11 protein-coding genes are annotated in these 12,024 nt (G+C 67.6%); 8 read left to right on the top strand and 3 right to left on the bottom strand.

The window, feature by feature from the left end:
- Positions 1 to 32 precede the first annotated feature (32 nt).
- The 7 genes from BRX37_RS14010 to BRX37_RS13980 all read left to right on the top strand — a co-directional run bounded on the left by BRX37_RS14010 (position 33) and on the right by BRX37_RS13980 (position 6,624).
- A complete protein-coding gene (locus BRX37_RS14010; RefSeq protein WP_004212564.1) occupies positions 33 to 869 on the top strand; it encodes an alpha/beta fold hydrolase in 837 nt (278 codons plus the stop codon).
- A gap of 22 nt (positions 870 to 891) precedes the next feature.
- Complete coding sequence (locus tag BRX37_RS14005; RefSeq protein WP_125987670.1) at positions 892 to 1,152, top strand: XapX domain-containing protein; 261 nt, start codon at positions 892 to 894, stop codon at positions 1,150 to 1,152.
- 80 nt (positions 1,153 to 1,232) lie between these two features.
- Positions 1,233 to 3,077 carry an amidohydrolase gene (locus BRX37_RS14000; protein ID WP_125987686.1) on the top strand — a complete coding sequence of 615 codons (1,845 nt, stop codon included), beginning with the start codon at positions 1,233 to 1,235 and terminating at the stop codon, positions 3,075 to 3,077.
- A gap of 135 nt (positions 3,078 to 3,212) precedes the next feature.
- A complete protein-coding gene (locus BRX37_RS13995) occupies positions 3,213 to 4,103 on the top strand; it encodes a VOC family protein (protein WP_125987668.1) in 891 nt (296 codons plus the stop codon).
- Position 4,104: 1 nt separating this feature from the next.
- Positions 4,105 to 4,533 (top strand): DoxX family protein, encoded by a 429-nt coding sequence (locus BRX37_RS13990; RefSeq protein ID WP_004212559.1) that lies wholly within the window; start codon positions 4,105 to 4,107, stop codon positions 4,531 to 4,533.
- A complete protein-coding gene (locus BRX37_RS13985) occupies positions 4,526 to 5,902 on the top strand; it encodes an alginate export family protein (RefSeq protein ID WP_125987666.1) in 1,377 nt (458 codons plus the stop codon). The genes BRX37_RS13990 and BRX37_RS13985 overlap by 8 nt, the downstream gene beginning before the upstream one ends.
- 20 nt (positions 5,903 to 5,922) lie before the next feature.
- Positions 5,923 to 6,624, top strand: a complete 702-nt coding sequence (locus tag BRX37_RS13980; RefSeq protein WP_125987664.1) for a YoaK family protein — start codon at positions 5,923 to 5,925, stop codon at positions 6,622 to 6,624.
- 3 nt (positions 6,625 to 6,627) lie between these two features.
- On the opposite strand, the gene BRX37_RS13975 is transcribed toward BRX37_RS13980, so the two are convergent.
- On the bottom strand, positions 6,628 to 7,203 hold the full coding sequence (locus tag BRX37_RS13975; RefSeq protein WP_017499794.1) for a TMEM175 family protein: 576 nt from the start codon (positions 7,201 to 7,203) through the stop codon (positions 6,628 to 6,630).
- Positions 7,200 to 7,781: a helix-turn-helix domain-containing protein gene (locus tag BRX37_RS13970; protein ID WP_125987662.1), complete on the bottom strand. Its 582-nt coding sequence runs from the start codon at positions 7,779 to 7,781 to the stop codon at positions 7,200 to 7,202. Before BRX37_RS13970 ends, BRX37_RS13975 begins: the two co-directional genes overlap by 4 nt.
- A gap of 75 nt (positions 7,782 to 7,856) precedes the next feature.
- On the opposite strand from BRX37_RS13970, the gene BRX37_RS13965 reads away from it, so the two are divergent.
- Entirely contained in the window at positions 7,857 to 10,856 is a 3,000-nt protein-coding gene (locus tag BRX37_RS13965) for a ligand-binding sensor domain-containing protein (protein ID WP_125987660.1), read from the top strand.
- Between the two features lie 3 nt (positions 10,857 to 10,859).
- Here BRX37_RS13965 and BRX37_RS13960 read toward each other — a convergent pair whose 3' ends face one another.
- A complete protein-coding gene (locus BRX37_RS13960; protein ID WP_125987658.1) occupies positions 10,860 to 12,023 on the bottom strand; it encodes an MFS transporter in 1,164 nt (387 codons plus the stop codon).
- Position 12,024: the final 1 nt, after the last annotated feature.

The raw sequence follows: 12,024 nt of genomic DNA, 5'->3' as shown, positions 1-12,024 counted from the left end.
CCTCTTTCCCCACCCGAGCAAAGGAAATCCCCATGAGCTTCGTGACCACGGATGACGGCGTCGACATCTTCTTCAAGGACTGGGGTCCAAAGGACGCCCAGCCCATCATGTTCCACCATGGCTGGCCGCTGTCGTCGGACGACTGGGACGCGCAGATGCTGTTCTTCCTGTCGAAGGGCTATCGCGTCGTCGCCCATGACCGTCGCGGCCATGGCCGCTCGGCCCAGGTGAGCGAAGGCCATGACATGGCCCATTATGCCGCCGACGCCGCCGCCGTCGCCCGCCATCTCGACCTCAGGAACGCCATCCATATCGGTCATTCGACCGGCGGCGGCGAAGTGGCCGCCTATGTCGCCCGCCATGGCCTGCCCGAAGGCCGCGTGGCCAAGGCCGTGCTGGTCAGTTCGGTGCCGCCGATCATGCTGAAGACCGACCGTTATCCCGGCGGCCTGCCCATGGACGTGTTCGACGGGCTGCGCGCCGGCCTCGCCGCCAACCGTGCGCAATTCTTCCACGATGTCGCCGCCGGCCCCTTCTACGGCTTCAACCGCGACGGCGCGGACGTGAAGCCGGCCGTCATCGACAATTGGTGGCGCCAGGGCATGATGGGCAGCGCCAAGGCCCATTATGAAGGCATCAAGGCCTTCTCCGAAACCGACCAGACCGACGATCTGACCGCGATCACCGTGCCGACCCTGGTGCTGCATGGCGATGACGACCAGGTCGTGCCCTACAAGAATGCCGGCGTGCTGCAGGCGCAGATCCTGCCGAACGCGACCCTCAAGATTTACGAGGGCTATTCGCACGGCATGCTGACGGTGAATGCCGACGTGCTGAACGCCGACATCCTCGCCTTCATCCAGGCCTGATCGCAGACGCAGGAGACCGGCGATGAAAGTCTATCTTCTCTCCCTCGGCGCCGGTCTCCTGGTCGGCATCGTCTATTCGCTGCTGGGGGTGCGCTCGCCCGCGCCCCCAGTAGTGGCCCTGATCGGCCTGCTGGGCATATTGGTCGGCGAACAGATCGTGCCGCTCGCCAGGCGCTGGGCCGATGCCCATGAACTGACCCGCTTCGTGCGCAACGAATGCCGCGACCATGTGCTGGGCACGCTCCCGAACAACCAGGCCGACAATCAAAAGGGCGACGCGTGATTACCCGCCGCGACGCCATGGCCGGGGTGGCCGCCTCCGCCCTTCTCTCCCCCTTCACCGCTCACGCCAAGGACCGCCCCATGACCGACACGATCATCGTCAATGCCAAGGTGACGACGCTGGACCGGAGCAATCCTGTGGCGGAAGCGGTCGCCATCCGCGACGGCAAGTTCCTGGCCGTGGGCAGCGAGGCGGAGGTGCGCGCCGCCGCGCCGGACGCAACGGTGATCGATGCCAAGGGCCATCGCCTGATCCCCGGCCTGATCGATAGCCATATGCACATCATTCGCGGCGGCCTGAATTTCAACATGGAACTGCGCTGGGACGGCGTGCCGACGCTGGCCGAGGCGATGGATATGCTTAAAAGCCAGGTCGCCCGTACCCCTGCTCCGCAATGGGTCCGCGTGGTCGGCGGCTTCACCGAACATCAGTTCGCGGAAAAGCGCCTGCCGACCATCGCCGAACTGAATGCCGTCGCGCCCGACACGCCGGTCTTCATCCTGCACCTCTATGATCGCGCGCTGCTCAACGCCGCCGCGCTGCGCGTCGTGGGCTATACCAAGGACACGCCCAATCCGCCGGGCGGCGAGATCGTCCGCGACGCGGCCGGCAACCCGACCGGCCTGCTGCTGGCCCAGCCCAATGCGACGATCCTCTATTCGACGCTGGCCAAGGGGCCGAAGCTGCCGCAGGACTATCAGCTCAATTCCACCCGCCATTTCATGCGCGACGTCAATGCGCTCGGCGTGACCGGCGTGATCGACGCGGGCGGCGGCTTCCAGAATTATCCCGACGATTATGAGATCATCGAGAAGCTGCATCAGGACGATCAACTGACCGTCCGCATCAGCTATAATCTCTTCACCCAGAAGCCCAAGGAAGAGCTGGCCGATTTCTCCGGCTGGGTGAAGCAGGTGACGCCGGGGCAGGGCGATGACAGCTATCGCCACAATGGCGCGGGCGAGATGCTGGTCTATTCCGCCGCCGACTTCGAGGATTTCCGCCAGCCCCGGCCGGATATGCCGGCCAATATGGAGGGCGATCTGGAGCCGGTCATCCGCCTGCTGGCCGAGCATAAATGGCCCTGGCGCCTGCACGCCACCTATGACGAGACGATCGGCCGCGCGCTCGACGTCTATGAAAAGGTGAACCGGGATATCCCCTTGCAGGGCATCAACTGGTTCTTCGACCATGCCGAAACCATCAGCGACCGCAATATCGACCGGATCGCCGCGCTGGGCGGCGGCATCGCGGTGCAGCATCGCATGGCCTATCAGGGCGAATATTTCGTCGAACGCTATGGCGCCAAGGCGGCCGAGCGCACCCCGCCCATTTCCCGCATGATCGCAGCGGGCATCCCGGTCGGCGCCGGCACCGACGCCACCCGCGTCGCCAGCTACAATCCATGGGTATCCTTGAGCTGGCTCGTCACCGGCCGCACCGTCGGCGGCTTCGCCCTCTATCGCGGCGACAATCGCGTCAGCCGGGAAAAGGCGCTGGCGATGTGGACGCATGAAAATACCTGGTTCTCCAACGAGATCGGCAAGAAGGGCCAGATCAAGGCCGGGCAGCTTGCCGACCTCGCCTTGCTGTCGGCCGACTATTTTGCGGTGCCGGAGGATCAGATCGTCCATATCCGATCGGTCCTGACCCTGCTCGGCGGCAAGGTGGTCCATGGCGAGGGCGATTATGCCCCGCTCGCCCCCGATCTGCCAAAGCCCATGCCCGACTGGTCGCCGGTCGCCACCTTCGGCGGCTATCACAAGACCCGTGAGGCGCGCGCGCAGCTGGCATCCGCCTGTGGCTGCCATTCGGCCTGCGGCGTCCATGGCCATGACCATGCCGCGGCGCTGGGCGCCGATGTGCCGGCCGCCGATGTCCAGACCTTCTGGGGATCGCTGGGCTGCGGCTGCTGGGCCGTCTGACGATAACCGCAAATCATTGTCATTCCCGCGCAAGCGGGAATCCATCTCGCAACCAAGCCCGACGGCGCAACGCCCGGAGATGGATCCCCGCCTTCGCGGGGATGACGAGAAAGACTTCCTGCCTGGAGATAGTCCATGAAGCGCTTCGCCTTCCTATTCGCCGCCGCCATCCTGATGCCTATGCCGGTCGCCATCGCAAAGCCCGCCGCCAGCGCCGATTATGCGGTCGGCCCGCAATATGACACGACCCATGTCTATGTGCCCGAAGGCCAGTTCGACGCCTTCGTCACCAGCTTCGTCGCGACCTTCGGTGGCACCACGTCGAAGCAGGGCGAGTTCCAGGTGACGCCGACGCCCAGCCTGACCAAGTCGCAACTGGCACTGACCCCGGCCGGCACCGTCTCGGTCTTCGGCTTCAAGACGCCGATCCCCTATCCGTTCGGCGATGAGCGGACCGGCTATCTGGTGAGCGACATGGACGGTGCCGTTGCCTCCGCGCTCAAGCATGGCGCAGTGCGCCGCATCACTACCTTCCCCGACCCGATCGGCCGCGACGTGGTGGTGCAATGGGCTGGTGGCGTGAACATGCAGCTCTACTGGCACACCGCCAAGCCCAGCTATCCCGCGCTGACCACCGTGCCGGAAAACCGCATCTACCTGACCGCCGACGTCGCTGACCGGTTCATCAGGGACTGGACCGGCTTTGCCCATGGCAGGATCGTCTCCGACGATCGCGCCGCCAAGGGCGAGGAAATCGGCCAGCCCGGCAAGACGATCCGCCGCGTCGCCATCGAGAGCGGCTATGGCAAGATGACCCTCTTCGTCTCGGATGGCCAACTCCCCTGGCCCTATGGCCGCGACATGACCGGCTATGAGGTCGCCGACATGGACGCCACGCTGGCCAAGGCGAAGACCGCCGGCGTCGAAACATTGGTCGCGCCGCAGAGCGTCGCCGGTCGCCAGAGCGCGATCCTGCGCTTCCCCGGCGGCTATATCGCCGAAGTTCATGCGCCCGAGGCCAAGTAGGATGCGCGCCGACCGCGATCCCCGCTTCGTTGACGCGATCCTCGACTGGAAGCCGACCTGGTTCATCGCCCGGCTGCTGCTGGTCGGCGCCTATCTGCTGGGCGGCATCGTCAAGCTGACGGACTGGCCGGCGGCGGTTGCCGAGCAGGCGCATTTCGGCATGAACCCGCCGGCTCTCTGGGCCGCGCTCACCATCGCGATCGAACTGATCGGGCCGATCCTGATCCTGACCGGCCGCATGGCCTGGCTGGGCGCGGGGATGCTGGGCGTCTTCACCCTGCTGGCCGCCTTCACCGCCAACGCCTTCTGGACGATGCCGATGGGGCAGGAGCGGTTCATGGCCACCAATGCTTTTTTCGAGCATCTGGGTCTGATCGGCGGCTTCATCCTGGCGGCGCTGGTCGCCGAACAGGCGCAGCGCCGTGTGTAAAAAATCAGTCTGCCTTGCCCTCTCGCTCTGCGCTTGCCCGCCGCTGGCCGCGCAGACGCGGGAGGCCTGGCAGGCGCCGACCCTGTCGATCACCCGCTATGACGAGGATTGGTCGGATCTGGCGGACGCGCAAAAGCGCGGCCATCACTGGACGGGGCAGTTCAAATATATCCCGCTGGGCGACGATGTCTGGCTGTCCACCGGCGTCGAGCTGCGGCTGCGCAACGAAAATTATGCCGACAATCTCTGGGGCGGGGCCGATGCGCCCGACGACAGCTATTTATGGGCACGCGCCATGCCCTATGCCGACCTGCATGTCGGCGCGCCGGACCGGCTCCATGCCCGTGCCTTTGTCCAGCCTATCATCAGCCATGCGGTCGGCGTTGCGCCCTCGGCCAGCCCGATCGACCAGAGCCGGCTCGACCTGCTCCAGGGCTTTGCCGAAGTCGGCGCCGGACCCGTCACCCTGCGCGCCGGGCGCCAGATGGTTTCGCTCGGCACCGAAAGGCTGGTCGGCACCCGCTATGGCCCCAACACCCCGCTGGCCTTCGACGGCGTGCGCGGCAGCCTGTCCCTGGGCGACGGCCGCGCGCTCGACCTGTTCCTGCTCAACCCGGTCCAGCCCGGCCCCGCCAGTTTCGACGATCGCACGTCCGACTCCCGCAAGCTGTGGGGCGCCTATGCGACGCTGCCGGATCTCGACCTCTATTATCTGGGCTATCGCAACCGCGCCGCGCGCTTCGGCGGGCTGACCGGGCGGGAGGAGCGCCACAGTCTCGGCCTTCGTTCGCACGGCGTGCGGGGCGACTGGCACTGGAATGTCGAGGGCGTCTATCAGTTCGGCCATTATGACGGGCAGCGCATTACCGCCTGGACGATCGGCACCGAGGTCGGCCGCACCCTGCCCCACCTGCCGCTGTCGCCCGACGCCACCTTGCGCTTCAACATCGTGAGCGGCGATCGTGACAGCGAAGATGACAGGCTGGGCACGTTCAACGCGCTCTTCCCCAAGGGCAAATATTTCGGCGAACTCTCGCCCGTCGGACCGACCAACATCGTCAGCCTCAATCCCCGGATCAGCGCGCCGCTGGGCGACGGCTTTTCCGCCAGCGTCGCCGGCATGGCCTATTGGCGATACGCCCGCCATGACGGCGTCTACGACATTCCCGGCAACCTGGTCCGTGGCCCCGGCGACAGCCGCGCCCGCTTCATCGGTAAGGAAGTGGAGGCGACGCTGGCGTGGCAGGCGACGGCGGAACTGGAACTGTCAACTTCGCTGTCACTTTTCGCGCCGGGCGCCTTCATCCGCGAGACCGGCCCGGCCCAGACCATCGCCATGACCGGCCTTGAGGCCAATTTCCGTTTCTAGATTCAGTGAGGAGCATCATCATGCCGCCAGCGTCCCAAAGCGCATTCCCCCTGCCCGGCCTGCTGTTGCTGTTGTCGGCAACCACCGGCCTGGTCGACGCGGTCAGCGTACTGGGCCTGGGCAAGGTGTTCACCGCCAACATGACTGGCAATGTCGTGTTCCTGGGCTTCGCCGCGGCACAGACGCCGGGCTTCAGGGTGGCGCCCTATCTCGTCGCGCTGCTGACCTTCTTCATCGGCGCGCTGATTGCCGGCAGGGTCGGCCAGGGGTTGGGCAAACGCCCGCTGCGCCACTGGCTGACGGTCGCCGCGCTGATCGAGGCGGCATTGCTGTGGATCGCGGCGATCGTCGCGCTGAACTTCCATGTGCCCACGCTCCAGCCCGCCGCCGGCCTGTTCGCGATCATCGGCCTGACCGCGATCGCGATGGGCTTTCGCAACGCCACCATCCGGCAGTTGAAGGTGCCCGACCTCACCACCACCGTGCTGACCCTGACCGTCACCGGCATTGCGGCGGATTCCAGCCTGGCGGGCGGCGCCAATCCCAATCTCGCCCGGCGGATCGCGGCGATCGTCGCCATCTTCGCGGGCGCGGCGGCCGGCGCGCTGATGGTGGTGCATATGGGGCTGGCGCTGCCGCTGATGGTATCGGGCGCGATCGTGCTGGTCGGCACCCTGCTCTGCGTCCGCCACCCGGCGGCCGCCCTGCCCCACGGGGGCTGAAGATCAGGGCAGCGCGACCCGCGCGAACCGCCGGTCGGGCACGAACCAGAGCGCGACGACCAGCACATAGAGCGCGACCGCCAGCCAGCGGCTGACGAAGCTCAGGGGAATGGCCGCGCCATAAATGGCCAGCGTTCCCCACCCCTTCCAGTCCATGCCGAGCGCGCGGGCGAGCCTGGAGCCTGCACCATTGCAGGCGATGATCGCCCGTTCGGTCAGGAAATAGCCGATCGCCGCCGCGCCCAACACCATGCCATAGGCCGCCGTCGCTCCGGTCGACCAGGCGCTCTCGTCCAGCCAGCGGATGACGAACGGAACCAGGCTGAGCCAGAAGAGCAGGAAGAGATTGGCCCACAGCACCCGCCCGTCGATGCGCGGGTTGAGCTGGAACAGATGATGGTGATTGTTCCAGTAGAGGCCGACATTCACGAAGCTGAGCAGATAGGCGATCAGCAACGGCAGGCATTGCGCGAGATCGGCGAGCGATCCCCCGCGCGGCACCTTCAGTTCCAGCACCATGATGGTGATGATGATCGCGATCACCCCGTCGGTGAACGCCTCCAGCCTTTTGCTGTTCATGCCTGTGCCGCCAATGGCGATCCCTGCCAGGTCCGGCGCCAGGACAGCGGCGTGGTGCCGACCAGCCGCTTGAACAGCCGGGTCAGGTGCGCCTGGTCGGTCAGGCCGCAGGCGCTGGCGATGTCCGACAGGCTGTGGCCGGTTTCCAGCATCAGCCGCTGTGCCCGGCGGATGCGCTGGCGGATGACATAGGCATGCGGCGTTTCGCCCATGCTGACCTTGAACGCGCGGCAGAAATGACCGGGGCTGAGGCTCGCCACCAGCGCCAGTTCCTCCGTCACCAGCGTGCGCCCCAGCCGGGTCTCGACATAGGCGGTCACCTTGCGCAATTGCCAGCCAGCCAGCCCGCCGGTCGGCGGTGGGCAATGGCTGTCGGGACGCCGGGCCAGCATGACGGCGCCGTCGTCCGCATCCGTGCCCTGCCGCAGCAGGTCGCGCAGTTGATCGAGGCACAGGTCCGCCCGGTTGGGGTCGCGATGCAGCAGCATCTGCGCCCGCGTCAGCAGGTCCAGAAGCGGCGCGGCGTCGAGCCGATGGGGCAGGTTGGGGCGCGTGTTGAGACTGGCGATATCCGGCATGGCGGGAATGATGCGGCTGCGTCACGATTTCCCAAAGCCCGGATGGAGGGGGCGAGCGTCCCTCTAACGGGGGGCTTGTATCGCATCGGCCCGCAGCGCTACGGCTGTCGGTTCCTCCCGCCCCAAGGCCCCGATGTCGCGACCGAGCAGAAGATCATGAAGCGCCGGGCGATCATCACGGCGATCGCGGCCATGCTGCTGGCCCAGCCGGGGCAGGCGCTGGACCCGAGCCAGTCGATCGGCCAGTTGCGCCACAGCCGCTGGACGCTGAAGGACGGGGCGCCGGGCAATGTCCGTGCGCTGGCGCAGGGCAAGGACGGCTATCTGTGGCTGGGATCTTCGACCGGCCTCTACCGCTTTGACGGCATCCGGTTCGAGCGCATGCTGGCCGATCGCGACGACCCGCGCCGATCCTTGCAGGTCACCGCCCTGCTGGCGGCGCGCAATGGCGACATCTGGGTCGGCCATGATTTCGGCGGCATCGCCCGCTATCGCGACGGCCATCTGCGCGATGCCAATCCCTGGCCGGCGCAGGGCGGCGTCGCCGGCATCGTGGAGGCGCGCGACGGATCAATCTGGGTCGCGGCCGAAGCGCGCGGCAAGATGCTGCTGTCGCGTTACCAGCATGGCCGCTGGCGCCGCTATGGCGCGCAGCAGGGCGTGACCGACGGCCTGATGGGGCCGATGCTGGCCGCGTCGGACGGCAGCCTCTACCTCGCCCTGCCGCCGCACCTGCTGCGGCTGGCGCCCGATGCCGCGCACTTCGCCCCGCTGGCGATGCAGGTCGCCCCCTTCGCCGCGCTGGACGAGGACAGGACGGGCCGGATCTGGCTGGCGGACGACAGCGGCATCCGGCCGATTTCCGGCGGGCAGGCCGCGGCCCGGCTCGATCCCGTCAACACCCCCTATGTCACCCGCCATATCCATGTCGATCGCCAGGGCACAGCCTGGATCACCGGCCAGAATGGTGGCCTGGCGCGGCTTCCTGCGGGCGGCGACAAGGTCGAGATCGCCGCCGGGCACATGCCGCTGTCGCTTGCCGCACTGGAGGACCGGGAAGGCAATATCTGGGTCGGCACCGAGACCGGGGTGGAACGCTATGCCGCCGCCAGCCTGATCGGCGCGGGCGAGGAGGCGCTGGTGACCGGCTTCGTCGCGCCGCCGCGATCGGCCCATATCTTCTATGCCGGTATCGGTGGCGTCTATCGCGTCGGGCCAGGCCAGCGCCAGCCCCGGCTGATCTTCCCGCGCGCCGACATCGGCGTGCTGTGCGGCGATGACCGGCAATTGCTGGCGATCAGCCTGGATGGCGCCTTCCTGCTTGACCTGGACGATCGCGGCGATGTCCGCCGCACGACGTCGGTGGAGGGGCCGCTTTCGGTCAGTTGCGCACGCGACGATCGCGGGCAGTTCTGGACCGGGATGGACCGGCTCTACCGGCTGGACGGCGGGCGGCTGGTGCCGGCGAGCGGCGCGGCGGGGCAGCCGGGCGGCACTATCACCCTGTTGCGCCCCGATGGGCATGGCGGCCTGATCGCCGGGCGCAGCCGGCGCGGGCTGCTGCGCATTCGCGATGGCGAAGAGACGGCGCTGCTGTCCGCCGGGACCAGCCCGATCGGGTCGATCCTGACGTTGCGCGCGGATGGCGAAAGCTGGCTAATCGGCGGGATGAAGGGGCTGGCGCGCCTGAAGGGTGGCCGGTTGCAGTCATTGGGCGAACGCACCCATCCCTATCTGGCCGGGATTACCGGCATCGCCCGCACCGCCGATGGCTGGACCTGGATCAACGGCGCAACCGGTATCGTGCGGATGCGCAGCAATGCGCTGGACAAGGGCCTTGCCCAGCCCGATCGCCCCATCCCCTATCAGCGGGTCGGCCAGGAAGCCGATTATCGGGCGCGATCCAACCTGTTCGAGGCGAACGACATCGCCCTCGATCGCGACGGCCAGCTCTGGTTCGCCACCGATCAGGGCCTGGCCTGGAGCGATCCCGCCCGGCTGGCCCGCAATGGCGTGCCGCCGCCCGTGGCGATCCGGTCGCTGCGGGTCGATGGCAAGGCCTATCCGCTAACCGCGGGCAGCATCGCCCTGCCCGCCCATAGCGGCCGGGTGCAGATCGACTATAGCGCCCTCAGCCTGACCGATGCGGCGCAGAACCGTTTCCGCTATCGGCTGGAGGGCAGCGGCACCGGCTGGTTCGATGCCGGGACGGAGCGGCAGGCGCTCTATACCAATCTGGCGCCCGGCCAATATCGCTTCCATGTGATAGCGGCCAACAATGACGGGGTATGGAACAGGCAGGGCGCGGCGCTCGCGTTCGAGATCGCTCCTGCCTTCTACCAGACGCGCTGGTTCCGCATCCTGTGCGTCAGCCTGATCCTGCTGGCCGGCTGGCTGCTCTACCGCCGGCGCCTGCATGTCGTGACCGAACGGGCACGCAGCCGGGTCGAGGCGCAGTTGACCGAGCGCGAACGGATCGCACGGGAACTGCACGACACGCTGTTGCAGGGGTTCCAGGGGCTGATGCTGCGCTTCCAGGCGGTGGTCGAGTTGCTGCCGCGCGGCGAACGCGCCCGCACCGAGCTGGAAGGTGCGCTCGACCGGGCCGAGGATGTGCTGGTCGACAGTCGCGAGCGGGTCCATTCGCTGCGACAGGCATTGCAGCCGGTGGCGATGGCGGTCCGTCTGCGCGCGCTGTTGGACGAGATGGTCGGCGACCGGCTGGACTGGCGCGTCGAGGAGGCCGGCACCGTGCGGCTGGTCTGCGCCCCGGTCGCCGACGAGATGATGCGGATCGCGCGCGAGGCGATCAGCAACAGCCTGCGCCATGCGGCGGCGCGGACCATCATCGTCGAGCTGCATCATGGCACCGACCGGCTGTCGCTGGCGATCATCGACGATGGCATCGGCCTGTCCGAAGCGGTGCTGGCGGCCGGATCGCGCGATGGCCATTATGGCATGGTCGGCATGCGCGAACGGGCGCGGCGGATGGATGGCGCGGTGGAGATCATCTCCACCGCCAGGACCGGCACGACCATCCGCGTGACCGTGCCGGCCCGTGTCGCCTATCTGTGAGCGTCAGGTGGTGGCGGCACGCGGCGCGCCGCTGCGGCGGCTGAGCAGCAGCGCGATCAGCCCAAGGCTCGAAGCCCCCGCCCCGGCGATCGCGACGAACGGCAGGCTGAGGCCGGCAGCAATCACCGCGCCGCCCAGCGCCGCGCCGATCGCATTGCCCAGGTTGAAGGCGCCGATGTTCATCGAGGACGCCAGATTAGGCGCATCAGCCGCAGCGCTCATCACCCGCACCTGCAGCGGCGGCACCAGCGCGAAGCTGGCAATGCCCCACAGGAAGATCAGCACCGCCGTCGGCCCGGCAAAGGGCATGGCAAAGGCGAAGGCGATGAGGATCGCCGTCAGCGCAGCGAGCGTCACGATCAGCGTCCTGTCCACCGACCGGTCGGCAAAGCGCCCGCCCAGCCAGTTGCCGATGGTGAGGCCCACGCCATAGAGGACCAGCATCGCCGTCACGAAACCGATCGAGCCATGGGTCTGATCGCGCAGGATCGGCGTGATATAGGTGAAGACGGTGAACATCGCGCTGGCGCCGACCACGGTAAGGCCGAGCGCGGCGAGCACCGGCCCGCGCATCAGCACCCGCAGTTCGGAGCGTGCATCGCGCTCGGTCGGGGCCGGCATGTCCGGCAGGGTCAGGCGCAATGCCGCGATGGTGAGCACACCAAGCGCGGCGATGCCCCAGAAGGCCGAACGCCAGCCCATGACTTCCCCCGCCCAAGTCGCCAGCGGCACGCCAACGACATTGGCGATGGTCAGCCCCATGAACATGGCGGCAACCGCGCCCGCCTGCCGCTGGGGCGGGACCAGGCTGGCGGCGACGATCGATCCGACGCCGAAGAAGGCACCATGGTTGAGCGAGGTGATGATGCGCGCGAACAGCAGCATCGCATAGCTGGTGGAGAGCGCCGCGATCAGATTGCCGATGGTGAAGATGGCCGCGAGGCCGATCAGCAGGGTGCGGCGCGGCAAGCGCCCGGTGGTCAGCGTCATCAGCGGCGCGCCCAGCATGACGCCGATCGCATAGGCGCTGATAAGCAGGCCGGCGGCGGGGATGGAGACGCCAAGATCGGTGGCGATGACGGGCAACAGGCCCATCGGCGCAAATTCGGTGACGCCGATGCCGAAGGCGCCGGCCGCCAGCGCGAGCAGCGGTGGATTGATCTTCATG

It is taken from the genome of Sphingomonas sp. S-NIH.Pt3_0716, from assembly GCF_003950715.1.
Classification (GTDB): Bacteria; Pseudomonadota; Alphaproteobacteria; order Sphingomonadales; family Sphingomonadaceae; genus Sphingobium; species Sphingobium yanoikuyae_A.
This window is presented reverse-complemented; position numbering and strand designations above follow the sequence as displayed.